This window comes from Nocardia sp. MH4 (genome assembly GCF_019266065.1).
Lineage (GTDB): Bacteria > Actinomycetota > Actinomycetes > Mycobacteriales > Mycobacteriaceae > Nocardia > Nocardia canadensis.
The window spans coordinates 1-19,867 of sequence record NZ_LPNR01000070.1; the positions used below are offsets into that span (position 1 = coordinate 1).

19 protein-coding genes and 1 tRNA gene are annotated in these 19,867 nt (G+C 71.9%); 12 read left to right on the forward strand and 8 right to left on the reverse strand.

The window, feature by feature from the left end:
• The 3 genes from ATM97_RS06260 to ATM97_RS06270 all read right to left on the reverse strand — a co-directional run.
• A partial coding sequence (locus ATM97_RS06260) for an arabinosyltransferase domain-containing protein (protein ID WP_218716988.1) occupies positions 1-2,995 on the reverse strand: 2,995 nt, incomplete at its 3' end.
• A gap of 40 nt (positions 2,996-3,035) precedes the next feature.
• Positions 3,036-3,923 carry a serine hydrolase gene (locus ATM97_RS06265; protein WP_218716989.1) on the reverse strand — a complete coding sequence of 296 codons (888 nt, stop codon included), beginning with the start codon at positions 3,921-3,923 and terminating at the stop codon, positions 3,036-3,038.
• Positions 3,920-4,795, reverse strand: a complete 876-nt coding sequence (locus ATM97_RS06270) for a LysR family transcriptional regulator (RefSeq protein WP_218716990.1) — start codon at positions 4,793-4,795, stop codon at positions 3,920-3,922. The genes ATM97_RS06265 and ATM97_RS06270 overlap by 4 nt, the downstream gene beginning before the upstream one ends.
• Before the next feature lie 216 nt (positions 4,796-5,011).
• On the opposite strand from ATM97_RS06270, the gene bla reads away from it, so the two are divergent.
• Positions 5,012-5,869, forward strand: a complete 858-nt coding sequence (bla, locus tag ATM97_RS06275) for a class A beta-lactamase (RefSeq protein WP_218717024.1) — start codon at positions 5,012-5,014, stop codon at positions 5,867-5,869.
• A gap of 68 nt (positions 5,870-5,937) precedes the next feature.
• The gene (locus ATM97_RS34235; protein ID WP_255587274.1) at positions 5,938-6,063 is read left to right on the forward strand and encodes a hypothetical protein; all 126 of its coding nucleotides are present in this window, start codon (positions 5,938-5,940) and stop codon (positions 6,061-6,063) included.
• 4 nt (positions 6,064-6,067) lie between these two features.
• Here ATM97_RS34235 and ATM97_RS06280 read toward each other — a convergent pair whose 3' ends face one another.
• Complete coding sequence (locus ATM97_RS06280; RefSeq protein WP_218716991.1) at positions 6,068-6,982, reverse strand: AraC family transcriptional regulator; 915 nt, start codon at positions 6,980-6,982, stop codon at positions 6,068-6,070.
• A 98-nt stretch (positions 6,983-7,080) separates the two neighbouring features.
• Here ATM97_RS06280 and ATM97_RS06285 point away from each other — a divergent pair, with 98 nt between their 5' ends.
• The 8 genes from ATM97_RS06285 to ATM97_RS06320 all read left to right on the forward strand — a co-directional run bounded on the left by ATM97_RS06285 (position 7,081) and on the right by ATM97_RS06320 (position 14,810).
• Positions 7,081-8,097, forward strand: a complete 1,017-nt coding sequence (locus tag ATM97_RS06285; protein WP_218716992.1) for a saccharopine dehydrogenase NADP-binding domain-containing protein — start codon at positions 7,081-7,083, stop codon at positions 8,095-8,097.
• Complete coding sequence (locus ATM97_RS06290; protein WP_218716993.1) at positions 8,094-9,338, forward strand: GDSL-type esterase/lipase family protein; 1,245 nt, start codon at positions 8,094-8,096, stop codon at positions 9,336-9,338. The genes ATM97_RS06285 and ATM97_RS06290 overlap by 4 nt, the downstream gene beginning before the upstream one ends.
• Before the next feature lie 174 nt (positions 9,339-9,512).
• Positions 9,513-10,991, forward strand: coding sequence for an ATP-binding protein (locus ATM97_RS06295; protein ID WP_308248391.1), 1,479 nt, complete (start codon positions 9,513-9,515; stop codon positions 10,989-10,991).
• Entirely contained in the window at positions 10,988-11,398 is a 411-nt protein-coding gene (locus tag ATM97_RS06300) for a roadblock/LC7 domain-containing protein (protein WP_218716994.1), read from the forward strand. The genes ATM97_RS06295 and ATM97_RS06300 overlap by 4 nt, the downstream gene beginning before the upstream one ends.
• On the forward strand, positions 11,395-11,739 hold the full coding sequence (locus ATM97_RS06305; RefSeq protein WP_218716995.1) for a DUF742 domain-containing protein: 345 nt from the start codon (positions 11,395-11,397) through the stop codon (positions 11,737-11,739). The genes ATM97_RS06300 and ATM97_RS06305 overlap by 4 nt, the downstream gene beginning before the upstream one ends.
• Positions 11,740-11,758: 19 nt before the next feature.
• A complete protein-coding gene (locus tag ATM97_RS06310; protein ID WP_218716996.1) occupies positions 11,759-12,331 on the forward strand; it encodes an ATP/GTP-binding protein in 573 nt (190 codons plus the stop codon).
• Positions 12,331-13,590 carry a cytochrome P450 gene (locus tag ATM97_RS06315; protein ID WP_218716997.1) on the forward strand — a complete coding sequence of 420 codons (1,260 nt, stop codon included), beginning with the start codon at positions 12,331-12,333 and terminating at the stop codon, positions 13,588-13,590. The genes ATM97_RS06310 and ATM97_RS06315 overlap by 1 nt, the downstream gene beginning before the upstream one ends.
• Positions 13,587-14,810 (forward strand): cytochrome P450, encoded by a 1,224-nt coding sequence (locus ATM97_RS06320; protein WP_308248392.1) that lies wholly within the window; start codon positions 13,587-13,589, stop codon positions 14,808-14,810. The genes ATM97_RS06315 and ATM97_RS06320 overlap by 4 nt, the downstream gene beginning before the upstream one ends.
• 63 nt (positions 14,811-14,873) lie before the next feature.
• On the opposite strand, the gene ATM97_RS06325 is transcribed toward ATM97_RS06320, so the two are convergent.
• From ATM97_RS06325 to ATM97_RS06335, 3 genes are all read right to left on the reverse strand, one after another.
• Positions 14,874-16,019, reverse strand: a complete 1,146-nt coding sequence (locus tag ATM97_RS06325) for an acyl-CoA dehydrogenase family protein (protein WP_218716998.1) — start codon at positions 16,017-16,019, stop codon at positions 14,874-14,876.
• 17 nt (positions 16,020-16,036) lie between these two features.
• A complete protein-coding gene (locus ATM97_RS06330; protein WP_218716999.1) occupies positions 16,037-16,642 on the reverse strand; it encodes a QsdR family transcriptional regulator in 606 nt (201 codons plus the stop codon).
• 116 nt (positions 16,643-16,758) lie between these two features.
• Positions 16,759-16,831, reverse strand: a tRNA-Glu gene (locus ATM97_RS06335).
• 111 nt (positions 16,832-16,942) lie between these two features.
• On the opposite strand from ATM97_RS06335, the gene ATM97_RS06340 reads away from it, so the two are divergent.
• The gene (locus ATM97_RS06340) at positions 16,943-17,896 is read left to right on the forward strand and encodes a DNA polymerase domain-containing protein (protein ID WP_218717000.1); all 954 of its coding nucleotides are present in this window, start codon (positions 16,943-16,945) and stop codon (positions 17,894-17,896) included.
• 23 nt (positions 17,897-17,919) lie between these two features.
• Here ATM97_RS06340 and ATM97_RS06345 read toward each other — a convergent pair whose 3' ends face one another.
• On the reverse strand, positions 17,920-18,480 hold the full coding sequence (locus ATM97_RS06345) for a heme-binding protein (protein WP_218717001.1): 561 nt from the start codon (positions 18,478-18,480) through the stop codon (positions 17,920-17,922).
• 217 nt (positions 18,481-18,697) lie between these two features.
• Here ATM97_RS06345 and ATM97_RS06350 point away from each other — a divergent pair, with 217 nt between their 5' ends.
• Positions 18,698-19,867, forward strand: a complete 1,170-nt coding sequence (locus ATM97_RS06350) for a sensor histidine kinase (RefSeq protein ID WP_218717002.1) — start codon at positions 18,698-18,700, stop codon at positions 19,865-19,867.

Genomic DNA, 19,867 nt, shown 5'->3' on the forward strand with positions numbered 1-19,867 from the left:
CGCCGGGAGCTGCGCCACCCGGCCCCGAGCTGCCGCCCGGACCCGCGCTGCCCGGTCCTGCGCCGCCAGGGCCGCCGGGGGTCGGACCCGAACCCGAAGGGGGCGCGGAGGATTGGCCGGGGCCCGGGTCGGGGGCGAGACTGCCGAGGCCGTTCGGGGTGAAGCCGATGTTCTCGGCGGACAGTCCGTCGGCGACGGTGCCGGTGTAGGGAGTCAGCAGCGAGTCGGCCGTATCGGTTTCCACCAGTACGGCGTCGGCCAGCGCGCAGGAGTCGCCGGTCATCGTCCGCAGATTCGACAGACCGACCGAATAGGCGGGGTACTGCGCGAGGGCCGCGGTAGCCAGCGATCCCACGTCGAACAGCACGATCGCCGCCGCGGCGACGGTGAGCGGCGAGATCACCGGCAGTCGGAATCGCCCGGCGGCCCTGGGCGTGCTCGCGGCCCCGGCATCGGTTCCGGGCAGCGTCGCGGGCTCGCCCGTGGATGCCGTGGCGGTGGCCGCGTCGTCGGCCGTTGGGTGCGGCGAGCCGGCAACGCTGGGTGTGGCGCTGCGCGAGCTCGTTTCGGTTCCTTCGGGCGCGGCACGGTAGTACTGCCACAGGGCGACCAGCAGGGTGAGGGCGGTGGCCACGAGGAAGAGGGTGGAGACCTCGATGCCGCCGACGGTCGGGGCCCGGTCCGGCCACGGGACGCCGTAGCCGGAGACGTACCAGTATCCGTTGGAGCCGGTGCAGCAGACGGCGAGCAGGAACAGCACCGCCGCCGCGAACACGGTGCGCAGGTAGGCCGCCCGAAGGAGGCTGCGGCTCAGCGCGACAGCGGTCACCGCGGCCAGCGCGCCCGCCAGACCCGCGTAGACACCGAAGTGGTGGGTCCACTTGGTGGGGGTGAACATCATCAGCAGCAGGGCCAGGAAGGTCACCGCGAGCATGCGGGTGACCGGGCCACGGGCGGTGGACGGGATGCGCCCGCCGCGACGCAGGGTCACCAGGACACCGACGGCCAGGCACAGCAGCATGGCCAGCACGCCGAAGCGCCGGGCCAGCGAGCCGTCGGGATTCACCGAGAGCAGCGAATCCCAGCGGGTGCGTTCCTCGAACCAGGACATGTCGGGGCCGACCAGCTGGCGGACCCGGGTGGCCTCCAGCACCGTCGCGAAGGTCTGGTCGGCGAAGACGACGACGAGCACGAGTGTGCCCGCGGCGGCGATCGGCGCCAGCACCGCGGCGTAGCGCGGCAGCGCCGGTCCCGAGCCCGTCCTCGCGCGGGCGATGATCGTGCGCAGCACCGGCCGTGATCCGGCCAGCAGGGCGGCCAGGCAGATGAGACCGGTGGGACCGGCGGCGAGGGAGAACGCCGCGATCAGCACCGCGACGGCGGCGGGCAGCAGCCGGCGGGTGGCGATCGCCCGCTCCATCGAGCACCAGGTGAGCAGCGCGCCGACCGCGATCAGCGGTTCCGGGCGCAGGCCGTTGTTGTAGGGCAGCCACAGGGCCAGGAACAGCAGGGCGGCGCTCCAGCGGGCGGGTGCGCTCGCGGCGACGCGGGAACCCAGGCGTGGCAGCACTTCCCGGCTCAGCACCAGCCAGCACACCAGGGCGGCCAGCAGCGCGGGCACGCGCATCCACAGTCCGGCGTCGCTGATCCGGGTGAGCTGGGCGAGGACCTCGTAGGGCCAGCCGAACGGCGCCTCGGCGACCTGGAACCATCGGTAGTAGTTGGCGGTGTAGCCGGCTTCCCTGGAGGCGCGCGCCATGGTCAGGATGTAGCCGTCGTCGGAGCTGTTCGCGCCGATCACATGCCAGACCATCAGCGTGCCCGCGACCGTCGCGTCCAGGCCGGTGACGCGCCACCAGCGCGCGGGCAGGACGCGTCGTGCGCGCCGCCGGTCGCGGATGTCACCGCGATGCAGGCAGATCAGCGCGATCAGCGTGCACAACACCGCACCGAGGATCGCCGCCAGCTTCCAGCCGCTCGGACTCGACGAGAACCGCGCATCGATCTCGGCGTGCAGGCGCGCATCGCCCGCCCGCGCCCGATCCAGCTCGGTATAGACCCCGACCAGCTGCGGGCGCACATCGGTATCGATGGTGGTCCGCAGCGGCGACCCGTCGGGCTTGGTCAGCCCGGTGAGTTCGGCGGTCGTCCTCGTCGCCGTCGACACGACCGTCAATGCACCGCACCCGGCCGTCTGCCCGTTCTGCGGTGCGCCGCTCGGGTTTCCACCACCCGGCGCCCCGGCCGGTGGAGGTGTCGACCCGGTCGGTCCGTTCGTTGCGCCGGGCCCGGCGGGTGCCGAGCCAGTCGGTGCGCCGGGGCCGGACCCGGAGGGAGCGCCGGACTGCGGAGCGTTGGGCACGGGTGCAGGCCCGGTGGGTGTGCCCTGGCCGGTCGGTGTCGATCCGGCAGGCGCGCCGTTCTGCGAACCGGCTGCGGGTCCGGCCGGAGCATCCGACCGTGCTGCCCCGGGGGGTGGCGGTGTCGCGCCGGGGGGAGGCGAGGTGCCGGGTGGTGGGGCGGCGCCGGAAGGGGGAGTGCTGCCGGAGGGGTCGGTACCCGACGGTCGGTTCTCGGACGAGCCCGGTCCACCGCTGAGCGGCGCACCACCGGCGATCTCCGCCAGCGACGCGCTCAGCAGCAGTCGATCGCGCAGGACGACCGCGAGGGTGCGGCCGGTTTCCGGGCGGTCCTCGATCCGCGCCACCAGTCCCTTCGACCCCGCGCGCGGGGCCTGCGGCGGAACCGTCGCCAGCACCGTCGCCCCGGTCAGGTCCCGCAGTGCCGTGCACGGCACGCTGAGCTCCAGCGACAACGGCACATAGTCCACCAGCGGCGCGCTCAGCTGCATCGACTGCGGCTGCGGCCAGTCCAGGCTCGCCCGCTCCTGTCGCACCGGCAGCAGCGGAGCCGCCACCGCCAGCGCCACCCCGACGACCCCCGCCACGATCCCGACCATCCGCACCCGGCCGACACCGGAAGAATCTCCACCCACGACCGACGATGCTAGCCATATCCGGCCGCGCCGGGGTCGGTCAGTGGGGGCGGCGGAGTTCGGTGACGGCGAGGCGGGCGGCTTCGCCGATGGCGGCGTCGACGACGGGCAGGGTCGGGTCGGCGCGGGCGGCGCGGGTGAAAACCGCTACCGCGACGGGGGTTTCGCCGGGGAACTCGACGACGGCGACCTCGTTGCGGATGATGCCGATGGTGCCGGTCTTGCCCGCGACGACGACCCCGCGATGCGGGAAGGCCGCCGCGATCCGGTGCGGCCAGATCTGCCTGCTCATCACGGTACGAGTGAATTCGGTACTCGCCGTGGACAACACGTCGCCGCGCCAGAGCAGGCGCAGGAAGCGGGTCATCTCCTCGGGCGTGGTGGCGCTGGCGTAGGCGGGGTCGTAGGCCGAGACCGTCCAGGCCTCGTCGTTGTCGGCGAGCGCGGCGAAAGCCTCGGCGGTGGTGTGGGTGTCGGTATCGCGCACGAGACTGCGGTGCTGATCGGCGGTGCCGCCGAGGACGCGGGTCTCGGTGAGGCCGAGCGCGTCGACGAGATCGGTCACCGCGGCCAAGCCCAGTTCGCCGAGCAGCACGTCGGCGGCGGCGTTGTCGGACACCGTCATCATGGACGTGGCCAGGTCGCGGCGGCTCAGGGTGACCGGGTCGTGCAGCGCCGCGAGGCCGGTCGGGCCGGGGGTGCATTCGGCGGGGTCGACGGTGATCGGCGCGGTGGGGTCGAGCAGCCCGTCGTCGACCTGCCGGCAGAACGCGACGAACAGCAGCAGTTTGTACACCGACGCGGTGACCACCCGCTCACGGCCGCCGACCGACAGCTCGGCGGGGGAGTCGTCGCAGCGGCGGGCATGCAGCCATCCGGTGCAGCCCGCGTCGGCGAACACGGCGCGGATCCGGTCGGTGACGCTCATCGCAGGCGCTCGCGGTAGAGCACCCGGTCCAGGGCGTCGGCGTGGTCGGCGGCGTCGGGGCGGCGAATGATCCTGACCCGCAAAGCCACCGACTGTGGCGCGAGCGTCAGCCAGGCCACGCCCGGCGTCGGCGTGGGCGGGGTGGCGGTGAGGCCGAAACAGGTGCCCGCGGCGACCGCGGCCAGCACCGCGCGGTCGTCGGGCGCGCTGAGGGTGCCGGTGTCGAGGCCGCGCTCGCGCAGCAGGTCGAGCACGGTGTCGAAGGCGGGTGGATTGGCGCTGCGGGCGGGATGCGCGAACTGGAGTCCGGCGAGCATCGGGAAGGTGGGCCGCTCGGCGGTGGTGGTGCGGTGCTCGGCCGGAACCACCAGCCATCGGGGCAGTTTCACGACCGGACCGGCGTCGATACCGTCGACCAGGGCCGGATGTTCGATCACGGCGACATCGCAGATCCCGGCCCGCACCTCGGCCGTGAGATCGACCGTCGTGCCGAGCGCGGTCGAGACGGTGCCGCCCGGGACCCGCAGCGCGGTGACGCAGGCGGCCACCAGCCGGTCCGGCAGCGCGGTCGTGGCGGCGAACCGCACGGTGCCGCTGCGCTGGGCGATCCGCTCCGATTCCGCGAGCAGCCGGTCGGCGTCGTCGACGAGCAGCCGGGCCCGCGGCAGCAACTGCCTGCCCGCGGCGGTGAGCATCGCGCCCTGGCTGGTGCGGTGGATCAGTTCGAGGTCGAGATGCTGTTCGAGCCGCCGCAGCCCCTGGGACAGCGGCGGCTGCGTCATCTCCAGCGCGGCGGCCGCCCGCCCGAAGTGGCCCTCGTCGGCGACCGCGACGAAGAACCGGAGGTGTCGCAGCAGATCCATGTCGGCCATTGAACCAGCGTGCGCGGCACGGGCGCCCCGGATCCGGCGTCGGCGCTCGACCGTTCGTCCGCGCCGGTCGGCGGCGACCTGCGCCGATATCGATGCCGACTCGTCGGCGGCCGTGTCGGGTATTGGCCCGGGCGGTGGCGGCGGTGATGGGGTGCGGTGGTGACTTCCTTCGTGACCACCACCCTGCGCGGCCGCCTCGCCGCCGTCGCGCTGGCGATGACCGCCGTCGCCGTTCCGGCCTGTTCGACCGCCGCCGAGACCACCACCCCCGCCGTCTCCTCGACCACGGCGGCCGCGCTCTCGTTCGCCGCGCTGGAGACGGAATACGGTGCGCGCCTGGGCCTGTCGGTGATCGACACCGGCACCGGCGGCACCGTCGCCTACCGCGCGGACGAGCGTTTCCCGATGGCTTCGACCTTCAAGGGTCTGGCCTGCGGCGCGCTGCTGCAGGCCCATCCGCTCGCGAGCGGCTACTTCGACCAGGTGATCCACTACACCGCCGCCGACATCGTCGTGAACTCCCCGGAGACCGAACGCCACATCGACACCGGCATGACCGTCGCCGCGCTCTGCGACGCCGCGATCACCCAGTCCGACAACACCGCGGGCAACCTGCTGCTCCGTCTGCTCGGCGGCCCCGAGGGTTTCACCGCGTTCCTGCGCTCCCTCGGTGACACGGTGTCGCGCCTGGATCGCTGGGAACCCGAGCTCAATACCGCCATCCCCGGCGACGAACGTGACACCACCACGGCCGCCGCGCTGGCCGCCGACTATCGCGCCCTCGTCGTCGGCACCGCGCTGCCGGAGCCCGAACGCGCGCAGCTCGCCGCCTGGCTGAAGGCCAGCACCACCGGCGCCAAGCGCATCAAGGCGGGACTGCCCGCGGACTGGATCGTCGGCGACAAGACCGGCAGCCCGGCCTACGGCTCCGCCCTCGACGTCGCCGTCGCGTGGCCGCCGGGGCGCGCGCCGCTCGTGCTCGCCGTGCTCACCACCAAGCCGGACCAGGACGCCGAGCCGGCCAACGCGCTGGTCGCCGAGGCGGCGAAAAGGGCGGTCGCGGAACTCGACTGACCTGCCCGCCCGCCGCCACCGGCCGCGCGCACCGCTCGGGATCGTCCCCGGCCGCCACGAACAACGCGGTGAGTACCAATTCCGGGGTCGAGCGCGGCCGATGGCGCCGCGATGCCGGGAGCCGGCTCGGCGTCGCGGCGCCGAGTGAACCGGGCCTGCTCGTCGAGGTCGAGGCACCTGCCGCCCGCGCCTGACGGTTCAGCTCGCGCCCGCGACGAGCACCGGTGTCCCGGCCGCGCGATAGCGGCCGGGGGCGGTGCCGAACGCGCGTTTGAACGCCTTGCCGAAGGCGTACTCGGAGCCATAGCCGCTGCGCCGGGCCACCGTGGCCAGTGGGTGGTCGGTGTCGCGCAGCAGCCGGGCGGCGGTGAGCATCCGCCAGCGGGTGAGGTAGGTCAGCGGTGGCTCGCCGACCAGCTCGGCGAACCGGCGGGCGAAGGCGGCGCGGCTCAGACCCGCGGTGGCGCCGAGGGATTCGACGGTCCAGCCGTGCGCCGGGTCGTCGTGGATGGCGCGCAGGGATCGGGAGATGTCGGCGTCGGCGACGGCCGCGGCCCAGCCCGAGGACGTCGCGGCCTCGGCGAGATGGGCACGCAGCAGATACAGCAGCAGCAGATCCAGCAGCGGGGGAATCGCCGCGTCGGAGCCGGGGCCCGCGTCGGTGAGTTCGGCGGCGAGCAGTTCGACGGCCGACCGCAGCGCCGGGTGGGTGCCCAGCCGCGCCGGGGCGTGCACCACCTCGGGCAGCTCGGTCAGCAGCGGATGGGTGCGGTCGACGGCGAGGTGATACGAACCGCACAGCAGCGTCGCGGGCGCGCCCGGTCCGTCGACGAACCGGACATCGCCCGGTCCGGCCGTCTCGGTGATCGGGCTGTCGAGCTGGTCGAGCAGATCGTGGGCGATGCCGCGCGGCAGGAACACCGCGTCGCCGGTGCCGAGCGCGATCGGTTCCACGCCGGGCCGGGTCAACCAGCACGAGCCCTGCAGGACGACGTGGAAGCCGGCGCCGTCGATGTGCGGATACCGACGGCCCCATGGCGCGTTCCGCACGAACATGCCGGAGGCGGGGGTGCCGGTCCGCGCGGTGGCGAGGACGTCGCTGAGCAGATCCATGTCGTAAACCCTACGCTGCGAGACGATTGGATATCTCCTGAAGATTCTGGATGATTTTCTGTCTCATCATCGCTGCATAGTCTGAGTTCATCATCCCGATGAACAAGGAGAACGACATGAAGATCGCCGTCTACGGAGCCACCGGACACGTCGGCCGATTCGCGGTGGACGAGCTGCGCGGGCGTGGCATCGACCCGGTGGTGGTCGGTCGCGACGCCGGGCGGCTCGCCGAGGTCGGCGGGGTGATCCGGGTGGCCGCCGCCGACGATCACACCGCCCTGGTCGAGGCGTTCACCGGGATCGACGTCGTGATCAGTACCCTGCCCGACTACACCGGCAACGGAGCCGGCGTGCTGCGCGCCGCCATCGCGGCCGGTGCCCACTACGTCGACGTCGCGGGCGAACAGCTCTTCGTCGAGCGGGTGTTCACCGAGTACGGCCCGCTCGCGGCCGCGGCCGGAGTCACCCTCGCCACCGCGACCACCGAGGCGGGCATCTTCGGCGATCTGCTCGCCCACCTCGGAGCGCAGCGGCTCGGCGGGGCCGACGAGATCGTGCTGAGTCATGTCGCGCTGCCGGGCGGGGAGGGCTCGCGCGGCAGCATGCGCACGGTGCTGCGGAATCTGGACGTCTTCACCAGCGGTGGGCTGTCGTGGTCCGACGGCGAGTTCCGCACCGGCTCCCAGGCGCGCCGCGCCACCTTCCTGCTGCCCGGCGCCACCGAACCCATTGCGGTGCGGAAGTTCCCGCAGCCGTCGGTGGTGACGATCCCGCGGCACACGACGGCGGGATCGGTGGAGGGCGTGCTGGCGACGTCGATCTTCGAGATCATCGGCACCGTCACCGAGGACGATCTGGCGGCCGCGCCGGAAACGCCGTCGGCGCCCGCCGCGTACTCGGTGGTCGTCGACGTCCACCACGCCGGGCGCACCCTGCGCGGCATCGGCAGCGGACCCGACGCCTACCGCAACAGCGCTCAGCTCGCGGTCGAGGTCGCCACCCGGCTCGCCGCGGGCGCGGGCACGCCGGGCGCGCTGGCGCCCGCCGAGCTGTTCGAGCCGACCGAATTCCTCGACGCGCTGTCGGCCTTCGGCATGAGCTGGACCCTCGGATGACCTGGCTCGCCCGCCGCCTCGGGCTGCTCGTCACCGCGCTGACCACGCTGACCCTGGTGGCGTGCGGTGTCGAGGCGACCCCGCCGGACTGGTCGGGCGCGTGGGCGGCCGCCGCCCAGCATCCGGCCACCGCGGTGACGCCGAACTGGTCGGCGGCGGGCTTCGCCGATCAGACCGTCCGCCAGGTGGTTCGGCTCACCGACGGTGGTCCGCGGGTGCGGGTCCGGCTGTCGAACAGATACGGCACGGCACCGCTGGCTGTCGCGGGCGCGACGGTCGCCCGCAGCGCGGGTGGTGCCGCCGTGCACCCGGAGACGGTGCGACCGCTGACGGTCACCGGCGCGGTGTCGTTCGAGATCGCGCCGGGCGCCGAGGTCTCCAGCGATGCCGTGACCACCTCGGTCGCGGCGGGCGAGGCGCTCGCGGTGACGCTGTACTTCGCCACGCCCACCGGCCCCGCCACCCAGCACGCCCAGGCGGCCGCGACGAGTTACCGCGCGACGGGTGAGCACACCGCCGACCCGACCGCCGCGGCGTTCACCGAGACGTCCCAGTCCTGGTACTTCCTGGTCGGCGTCGACACCGTTCGGAGCGACCGGCCTCGCGATGTCACGGTGGCCTTCGGCGATTCGATCACCGACGGCTACCGCTCCGGTGTCGACGCCGATCAGCGCTATCCCGACCACCTCGCCCGCTACCTCGCCGCCGAGGGCCGCCGGCAGCCCGTCGTGAACGCGGGGATCAGCGGCAACCGGTTGCTCACCGATTCGACCGTGCTGGGCGACAGCGGGCTCACCCGGTTCCGCCGGGACGTGCTCGACCAGCCGGGCGTCGGCACGGTCGTGGTGCTGATCGGCATCAACGACATCGGCCTGGCCGGATCGACGGGCCCGGACGGTCAGGTGTCCCCACAGGTTTCGGTCGAGCAGCTCGTCGCGGGGTATCGCGAACTGGTCGCCGCGGCCAGGGCGGCGGGGGTGCGCGTCGTCGGCGCCACGCTGCTGCCGTTCGCCGGGTCGCCGTACTACTCGGCCGACCGCGACCGTCTCCGGTCCGAGGTGAACAGCTGGATCAGATCACCCGGCGCCTTCGACGCGGTGGCCGATCTCGACCGGGCGATGGCCGCGCCCGGCGACCCGACCCGGCTCGCCGACGCGCTCGACAGCGGTGATCACCTGCATCCCAACGATTCCGGTTACGGCGTGACGGCCGCCACGATCGGTGCGGCGATCCCGGCATGACCGCAGGTCGGAGGGTGGGGGACATCCCGATTCGGTAACGAATCGCAGTCGAACTCGTGATGAACCCTCGCCGCTCGAGTGGCAGGCGGGGCGAGGGCTCGATATGCTCGCCTGCGTTATCGAAACGGGCTGTCGTGCTGCGTGTTCGGTGTGCCGATTGGTGGTTGGGGGCCTGTGAGTACTGCGGAAGTCGGGCCGATGGCGCAGTCGACGGCTGTGTCGCCGGGGGAGCGTACCGCTCGCGGGGAGGCCGCGGGAGCCGCCGGTTACGTCGTCCTCGGGGCCGGGGTGGTGCTGGCCGCGATCGCCGTGGTGGTCGCCGTGTTCACACCGCCCGCCCTCGGGATTCCGGTTCTCGCCGCGACCCTGGCCGTCGCCCTGATCGCCTGCCCCGCGGTGTTCGTCGCCCTGCGCCAGCGCGCGCGGGCCCGGGCCGCGACGGCCGCCGCCGCCCGGGCCGAACAGCAGCTGGCCGCGGCCGTCGCCGAGGCGACCCAGCGGATCACCACCGCCGAGGACCACGCGACGCACTACGCCTGGGAGGCACAGGAGAACGGTCGCCGTGGCGCCGCCGCGCTGGCCGCCTTCGCCGGCGCCGCGGGCCGCATCCAGGCGATGACCACCTCGATGCTGGCCGAGCTGCGCGAGATGGAACACCGTCACGCCGACCCGCGCGTGCTCACCGACCTGCTCCACATCGACCACCGCACCGCGCAGACCGGACGCCTCGCCGACAGCATCGCGGTGCTCAGCGGTGCCCGCACCGGTCGCCGGTGGGCCAAACCGATTGCGATGGAATCGATCCTGCGTGGCGCGATGGGTCGCGTCGCCGGGTACCAGCGCGTGCGGCTGCGCGCCGTGGCCGACGTCGGTATCGCCGGACACGCCGCCGAGGGCGTGATGCACACCCTGGCCGAACTGCTCGACAACGCCTGCAACTTCTCCCCGCCGACCACCGAGGTGCACGTCTACGCCGCGGAAGTGCCCGCGGGCGTGGTGATCACGATCGAGGACAGCGGCCTGGTGATGAGCGACTCGGCGCTGCGCCGGGCCGAGGCCGCGGTCAGCGGGCGCGACCACAAGGGCAAGGGTGCCGACCTGGCCTCGCTGTCGGGCACCCGGCTCGGTCTGGCCGTGGTCGGCCATCTGGCCCGCAAACACGAACTCACCGTGTCGTATCGGCCGTCGGCGATCGGCGGCACCGCGGTGGTCGTGGTCGTCCCGCGTGAGCTCACCGCCCGCGCCGAACGCCGCGGTCGCGCCCCGCTCGCCGCGCCGACCCCGCGTCGCACCGAACCCCAGCTCACCACCCTCGGCCAGTTCGACGCACCCACCCCGCGAGCCCAGCACGCCAGGACCACCGACGAATCGGGCTGGGCCGAGACCGTCGGCCAGCAGACCCGCCAGGCCCCGGCCGAGGCGCCGACGCCCACGGTGTCCACCTCACCCGCCCTGCCCAAGCGACGCAGGGGCGACACCCTGGCCAAAGTCCATCCCGACGGCCTGGCCGGGACCCCGGTCGCCGACACCGCACCGGCCAAACCGGCCGCGCTCGGCGCGTTCCAGCGGTCCGCGCCCGGTCGCGGGGCGGATCAGTCAGGCCAGCACCCAGGCAGCGCCGCCACTGCTCCCGACCCCATGGAGGACCGATGACCACCACCGCCCCGACGAATCTCGGCTGGCTGCTCGAGAAACTGCTCGCCCGCACCCCACGCACCCGGCACGCGCTGCTGCTGTCCGGGGACGGCCTGAAGATCTGCCACACACCGGAACTCGACGTCGACCGCGCCGATCAGCTGGCCGCGATCGCCGCCGGGTTCCAGAGCCTGTCGCACGGGGCTTCCGTCGAGTTCGGTGACGGGCGTGGCGGTGTTCGCCAGTCGATGACCGAGTTCTACGGCGGCATCCTGTTCGTGGTCGAGGCGGGGCGCGGCGCGCACTTAGCGGTGGTGGCCGCCGAGGACGCCGACGCGGGGCTGGTCGGGCACACCATGCACGAGCTGGTCGAACAGCTCGGCGAGCATATGGCCGCCCAGCCCAGACGCGGAGCGCCGAATTGAGCAGGTCGGTCCGCGACGAGGATCCGGACCGGTTCTACACCCTGACCGGCGGTCGGGCCCCGGCCACCGAGGACTTCGACCTGGTCACCCTGGTGGTCAGCGAATCGGCGCCGTCGGCGGGGATGACCTCCGAGCAGGTCGCGATCCTGGACATGTGCCGGGCGCCGACCGCGGTCGTGGAGATCGCGGCGGAACTGCGCCTGCCCGTCGGCGTCGCCACGGTGCTGCTGGGGGACCTGTTGCACGCGGGGAAGATCACCGTTCGGCCACCGTTGTCGGTGGCGATGTCGCTGGATGCTTCCACCCTCGAGAAGGTGCTCGTTGGACTTCGCAAGCTCTGAATCCGCGCCGGAGCGGGCCATGGCGCCGCTGCACAGCACGGCCAAACACGGGTTGAAGATCGTCGTCATCGGCGGATTCGGCGTCGGTAAGACGACCCTGGTGCGGTCGGTGAGCGAGATCAGGCCGCTCGACACCGAGGCGACGATGACCGACGTCGGTGTCGGGATCGACGACGCCACCGGGGTTCCCGGCAAGTCGGCCACCACGGTGGCCTTCGACTTCGGCCGGATCACCCTCGACGACGAGCACGTGCTGTATCTGTTCGGCGCGCCCGGCCAGCAGCGGTTCTGGTTCCTGTGGGATCGGCTGTTCACCGGCGCGCTCGGCGCGATCGTGCTGGTCGATCAGCGCCGGATCGCCGACTCCTGGTACGCGATCGACCGGCTCGAGCATCAGGGCACCCCGTTCGTGGTGGCCTGCAACGACTTCGGTGACGCGCACGAGCCGCAGGAGGTGCGCGACGCGCTCGACCTCGATCCCGCGGTGCCGCTGCTGATGTGTGACGCGCGCTCGCGCGAATCGAGCAAACAGGTGCTGATCGCCCTGGTCGAGCACCTGTATTCCGCTGTCCCGCAGGGGGAGACCGTCTGATGAGCACACCCACCGGCACCGGTGCCTGCCCGATCACCGGCGCGGTGCCGTTGAGCGGCCCCGAATTCCACATCGAACCGCACGAGGTCTACCGCCGGATGCGGCGCGACCACGGTCCGGTGGTCTCGGTCGAGCTGCCCGGCGGGTTCCCGGCCTGGCTGGTCATCGGCTATCGCGAACTGCACCAGGTGACCAGCGATCCGCTGCTGTTCCCGCGCGATGTCTCGCTGTGGAACCAGTGGGGCCGGGTGCCCGACGACTGGCCGCTGCTGCCGATGGTCGGTCGGCCGATGCCCTCGATCTACTTCACCGCGGGCGCCGAGCATCGCCGGCATCTGGCGATGGTGGAGCCCGCGCTCGACGCGGTCGACCACTTCGAATTGCGCCGGGCCTGTGAGGAACTCGCCGATCGCCTGGTCGACGGGTTCTGCGGCCGTGGCAGCGCGGACCTGGTGGCCGAGTTCGCCGAGCCGCTGCCGGTGCTGGCGCTGGGCCGCATCCTCGGCCTGCCCGACAGCGACGCCGCCGACCTCGCCCTGACGATGAAACTGCTCGCCGACGGTGGCGCGGACGCCCAGGCCGGGCACGCCCGCTTCGGTGAGCACATGGCCCGGCTGGTCGCGGCCAAGCGCGCGCGGCCCGCCGGCGATCTGGTGTCGCTGATGCTGGCCGATCCGGAGCCGTTCACCGACGAGGAGTACATCAACGACCTGATGGCGATCACCGCCGCCGGTCACCTCACCACGGCCGACTGGCTGGGCAGCTCCATGCGCCTGATGCTCGTCGACGACCGGTTCGCCGCGGCGCTCGGCGGCGGCAGGCGCAGTGTCGGCCAGGCCATGAACGAGGTGCTCTGGGAAGAGGGCCCCACCTCGATCCTGGCCGGGCGCTGGGCCGCGCGCGACACCCGCCTGGCCGACCAGACCATCCGGGCGGGCGACATGCTGTTGCTCGGGCTGGCCGCGGCCAATCTCGACCCGCACATCCGCCAGTCGTTCACCGACGGTGACACGGTGCCGACCGGCAACAACGCGCACTTCGCGTTCAGCTACGGCGAATACCGCTGCCCCTTCCCGGCGCAGCAGATCGCCGAGATCATCGCCAGGACCGGGATCGAGGTGCTGCTCGACCGGCTCCCCGATGTCGACCTGGCGGTTCCCGCCGAGCAACTCACCCGGCGACCTTCGGCTTTCCTTCGGGGCATGACCGCACTGCCCGTTCGTTTCACACCAGTTAGACCCGTCGGAGGTTCGTCGTGAGTTCCCAGTGCCCCTTTGCCATCGACCCCATGGTCGGTGACCTCAACGGCGAGACCGCCCGACTGCGCGCCGAAGGTCCGCTCGCCCGGATCGACCTGCTCGGTGTGCCCGCCTGGACCGTCACCGACCACGCGGTCGCCCGTCAGCTGACCACCGACAGCCGCCTGGTCAAGGACATCCACGCGTGGAAGCTGTGGACCGACGGCGTGGTGACCAACCAGTGGCCACTGATCGGCATGGTCGATGTCGACCGGTCGATGTTCAATGTCGACGGCGCCGAGCACCGCAGGCTGCGGCTCAAGACCGCGCAGGCGCTGGCGCCGCGTCGGCTCGAGGAACTGCGGCCGGTGATCGAGCGGCTCACCCTCGAACTGCTCGACGACCTCGCGGCCGCGGGCGCCGACGGCGCGCCGGTGGACCTCAAGTCGGTCTTCGCCTACCCGCTGCCGATGCGCGTGGTCGGCGACCTGATGGGCGTCGCGCGCGAGGACCACGCGCAGCTGCTCGACTGGTACAAGAAGTTCTTCTCGGTGATGACCCCGCAGGACGAGCGCCTGCGCGTGATCGGCGAGCTCGACGTGTACTTCACCGATCAGGTGCGCCAGAAGATCGCGAACCCGGGCGACGATCTGACCTCGGCGTTCGTCGTCGCCGACGAGGAGGGCGGCGAGCCGCTCACCGAGGAGGAGGCGATCGGCAACATCAAGGCGCTCGTCGCCGCCGGGCACGAGACCACCGTCAGCCTGATCGTCAACACCGTGCGCGCGCTGCTCAACGAGCCCGAGCAGTTGGCGAAAGTCCTGGCGGGCGACGTGGAGTGGAAGCAGGTCATCGAGGAGTCGCTGCGCTGGGACGGCCCGGTCTCGCACCTGCTGATGCGCTTCGCCACCGAGGACATCACCGTCGGCGACACCGTGATCGCCAAGGGCGAGGGCGTGGTGATGTCCTACCGCGCCATCGGCCGCGACACCGCGGTGCACGGCGAGACCGCCGACGAGTTCGACGTGACCCGCCCGACCGCCAACCGCCACCTGGCCTTCGGCTACGGCCCGCACATCTGCCCGGGCGCCGCGCTGTCGCGGCTGGAGGCCGCGATCGCGCTGCCCGCGTTGTTCGCCCGCTTCCCGCAGCTGCGGCTGGCCGTGCCCGACAGCGAGCTCGGCAACCTGCCGGTGCTCACGCAGAACGATCTGGCCGCGTTGCCGATCATCCTGAACTGACCGGCGTCGCGTCGCGCCCGGTGGACTTGCGCCGGGCGCGACGCACTCTCTCCTGGCACCGACCTACAGGCCGAGATCGCGGCCGATGAGCTCCTTCATGATCTCGTTGGAGCCCGCCCAGATCTTGGTGACCCTGGCGTCCATCCACGCCCGCGCGACCCGGTACTCCCGCATGTAGCCGTAGCCGCCGTGCAACTGCACGCAAGCGTCGAGCACCTCGTTCTGCACCTGGGCCGACCACCACTTCGCCTTCGCGGCGTCGACTGCGGAGAGCTCGCCCGCGGCGTGCGCGGCGATGCCCTGGTCGACGAACGCCTGCGTCACTTCGACTTTGGTGACCAGTTCGGCGAAGAGGAACTTGTTGTACTGGAAGCTGCCGATCTGCTGCCCGAACGCCTTGCGCTCCTTGGCGTAGGCCAGCGTCTCGTCCAGGATCGCCGCGGCGTGGGCGATATTGGAGATCGCGGCGCCGATGCGTTCCTGCGGCAGCCGTTCCATCATCGAGATGAAGCCGCGGTCGGTCTCCCCGAGCCGGTTGGCGTCGGGCACCCGCACGTTGTCGAAGAACAGCTCGGCGGTGTCGGATTCGGGCTGGCCCACCTTGTCGAGCTTGCGGCCCCGGGTGAAGCCCGCCATACCGTTCTCCACCACGAACAGCGTGATGCCCTTGGCCTTCTTCTCCGGGCTGGTGCGGGCGGCGACGATGACCAGGTCGGCGTTGAAACCGTTGGTGATGAACGTCTTCGAGCCGTTGATGATCCAGTCGTCGCCGTCGCGTACGGCGGTGGTCTTGAGCGCCGCCAGGTCCGAGCCGCCCGAGGGCTCGGTCATGCCGATCGCGGTGATGATCTCGCCGGTGCAGAACTTGGGCAGCCAGCGCCGCTTCTGCTCGTCGGTGGTCAGTTCCACCAGGTAGGGCGCGCACACGTCGTAGTGGATGCCGAACGAGGACGACAGCGCCGCACCGGCTTTGGCCAGTTCCTCGCCGAGCACCGCGGCGAACCGGTAGTCGCCTGCGTCGCTGCCGCCGAACTCCTCCGGCACGCCGAGTCCGAGGTAGCCGAGTTCACCGGCGGCCAGCCAGGTGTCGCGGTCGATCGCGCGTTCCTCGGCGAAGCGTTCGGCGTTGGGCTCGATCGACCGCTTGACGAATTCGGCGACGGAGGCGCGAAACGCCTCGTGGTCCTCGGAGTAGATGGTGCGCTGCATGGTTTTCCTTTCGGTTCCTACTGTTCGGGCCGTTCGCCCAGCAGAACCAGCGACGCCTGGACCACCTTGGCCGCGTCGGGTTCCTCGCCGCTGATCACGTCGGCGTAGATGAAGGTCTCGGTGATCCGCGCCAGCAGCAGGGCCAGTTCCGGCACCGGCAGCGGCGGATCGAGCTCGCCCGCCGAGATCGCCTCGGTGAGCAGGCCGGCGATGACGTCGACGAAGCGGCGCTGCACGGAACCGGCCCGGGTGGTGAGCAGGCGCAGCGCGCGTTCGGGTTCGCGGCGCAGGAACTGGCGGAAGGCGTCGGAGGTGTTGACCGCCTCGGCGAAATCGCCCAGTACACCGGCGATCCGGCGCGCACCCCGCTCGGTGTTGGCGGCCACGGCGCGGCGCAGGGTCGGATCGGCCACCGACCAGATCACCTCGGCCAGCAGCTCGTCGCGGCCGCCGACCCAGCGGAACAGGGTGGCCCGGTTGACGCCGAGCTCGTCGGCGAGCTCCTTCATCTCGAGCCTGCGGCCGGCGAGGAAGCCGGATCGGGCCGCCTTGAACGCGGTGATGGCGTCGGGCCGGGCGGCGAGGTCGTCGAGCCGCCTGCCCAGTGCGGTCTGTTCGGTCACGTCACCTCCTGGTGCAACATCTCCCACAGTGTATGGACGGTGCAACGTCTGTCAATGTGTTGCACGAGGCCGGGCATGAAAAAACTCCCCGGTCGCGATGACCGGGGAGTTCGTTGTAGCCCCGACGGGATTTGAACCCGCGCTACCGCCTTGAGAGGGCGGCGTCCTAGGCCGCTAGACGACGGGGCCAGAACCACGATTCAGCTGCGTGAACCGCGCGGAACATACGATAGCCGACGACCGGGCAATCGACCAAAACGGCTGGTTGACCTCGGGGGACGGACGGGGGAGGGTGGGGCGATGGCCAGCAAGGAAGTGCGGGGCGGGGTCGAGATGTCCAATCTCGACCAACCACTGTTCGACGGTGCCGAGGCGACCAAGCGGGACCTGGTGGACTACCTGGAGTTCGCCGGGGAGCGGTTGGTGCGCGTGCTGCGCGACCGCCCGCTGTCGGTGGTGCGGGTGCGGCCCGGGCAGGAACCGTTCATGCAGAAGAACCTGCCGAAGTACACGCCGGAGTGGGTGCCGCGGGTGACGGTGTGGGCGGAGAGTTCGCATCGGGAAGTCACCTACGCGCTCGGCAACGACGAGCGGACGCTGCTGTGGTTCGGCAATCAGCGGGCGGTGGAGTATCACCCGACCCTGCTGCCGGTCGACCACAGCGCCGGACCCACGCATCTGGTGCTCGATCTCGATCCGTCGCCGGGACAGACCTTTCGTGATGCCGCGGCGGGCGCCCGGCTGATCCGGGCCGCCCTCACCGCGGACGGACTCGACGGCGCGGTGAAAACCAGTGGGGCCAAGGGATTGCACGTGTTCGTTCCGGTCGTGCCGGGCATCTCGATCGAGGACGCGGCCGCCGCGACCCGCGCGATCGCCGCCCGCGCCGAACGGATCGACCCCACCGTCGGCACCACCGCGTTCATCAGGGAAGACCGCCACGGCAAGGTCTTCCTCGATTCGACGCGGGCCGGCGGCGCCACCGTCATCGCGGCCTACAGTCCGCGCGTCCGCCCCGGCGTCCCGGTCTCGTTCCCCTTGCGCTGGAGCGCTATCGACGACGTGGTCCCGGCCGACTTCACCCTGCGCAGCGCGCCGAACCTCCTCGGCGACACCGACCCGTGGACCGCGGAAATGCCCGCACCGCAGGAACTTCCGGCCGACCTGATCGCCGAGGGGCACACCATCCCGATCGCCAGGGTGCAGGCCATGCACGAGGGCAAACGCCGGGCCAGGGCGCGCAGGGAGAACTGAGACAGCGCGGCCGGTGTTCGGGACTACTCGCCGATCGCGGCGACCCCGGCCTGGGCGAACTTCTCGTCCAGGTCGCCGCTGGGGGCGCCGGCCACGCCGATGCCCGCGATCGGGGCGCCGTTGGCCTTGACCGGGGCGCCGCCGCCGAGGAACAGGGTGCCGTCGATGTCGGCCAGGTGCGGGGCGGACTCGAGGCGCTTGCTCAGCTCGGTGGTGGGGGCGTTCCAGGAGACGGCGGTGAAAGCCTTCTGCTGGGCGGCGTCGTAGGACTGCGGGCCCGCGCCGTCGCCGCGCAGGGTGACGATGACATTGCCGTTGCGGTCGACGACCGCCACGCTGACCCGCTGGTTCTCCTTGGCCGCGGCGTCGAGCGCGGTCTGCGCGGCCTTGGTGGCGGCGGCGATCGAGAGGTGGGTGCTCTGGGTCAGGTTGGTGTCGGCGGCATCGGCGACGACGGGGGTGCGGGTCGCCGGGTCGGGGTTCTGGGCCTGCACCGTCACCGCGCCCACCACGCCCGCGGCGACGACGGCCGCCGAGGCGCCGGCGACGATGAGACGGTTGCGGGTGCTGAACTGGGTGCTCATGGCTGCTCCTGATCGGATTCTCGGCCGTCCGGCGGTGGTGCCGTGGCCTGGTGATATCCATCCTGTTCGCTCGGCGGCCCGCGCGGATCGGCGATGTGGCTGCACTTGCGCGGCCGGATCGGGCGACACCCGGGTCAACCGATCGGATGACCCGGGCACGGCGGCAGGCGGGAGAGAATGGGGGAGTTTGCCCAGCTGATGTGGACGGGAGGTACCGATGCGGAGCACACTCGGCGACCGGAACGACGATACGCGACTGCTCACGGTGATCGTGTACAGCGCGTTCTACGTGCTGCTGGCGGCCTCGCTCATGCGCTGGTTGATCCGGCATTCCGACACGCGATCGACCCCGCTGGTCGTCGCCCTCGCCCTGCTGCTCGCGGTCCTCTACGCGATGAGCGAGCTGCGGCATTCGTATCGGGTGATGTGGTTCGCGCTGCTGGTCGCGACCTGGGCGGTGCTGGTGGTGCTGGCGCCGAGCTTCGCCTGGTGCGCGGTTCCGTTGGTGTACACCGGTTTACGGATCCTGTCGGTACGGGTCGCGGTGACGCTCGTCTGCGCCTTGACCGCGCTGGTGGTGTTCAGTCAGGTGCGGATCGCGGGCTGGCTGGACCCGAACCTGGTGCTCGCGCCGCCCGCGGTCGCGGCGGTGACCACCGTGCTGTTCGTCGGTATGCGCCGCCAGACCGAACAGCAGGCGGCGCTCATCGACGACCTCGTCCGCACCCGGCGGGAGCTGGCCGAGACCGAACGCCGCGAGGGCACCCTCGCCGAACGCGAACGGCTCGCCATGGAGATCCACGACACTCTCGCGCAGGGGTTATCGAGCCAGCGGATGCTGCTGCAGGCGGCGGATCTGGTGTGGGACAGCGATCCCGGGCTGGCGCGCGACCATCTGCGCTCGGTTGCCGAGATCGCCGAACGCGACCTCGCCGAGGCCCGTCGCTTCGTCCACGACCTCGCGCCCGCCGACCTGGCCGCCGGTGGGTCGCTCGCCGCCGCGCTCACCGCGCTCGCCGCGCGGGAGTCCACCGACACGCTCACGGTGCGGTGTCATCTGGAGGGGACGCCGGGCCCGCTGCCCCAGCGGGTGGAGGCGACGCTGCTGCGGGTCGCGCAGGGGGCGCTGGCCAATGTGCGCGAGCACGCGGCGGCCACGACCGCGACCATCACATTGACCAGCCTCGACGACCAGATCGTCCTCGACGTGGCCGACGACGGGCGCGGCTTCGATCCCACCGACCTGGCCGATCCGGACGAGCATCGCGGGCACGGCCTGCCCGCGATCCGGGCGCGGGTGCGTCAGCTGGGCGGGACCTGCGCGATCGAGTCGGCGCCGGGGGACGGCACGGTGCTCTCGGTCGCGATTCCGCTGGCCGTGGGCTGA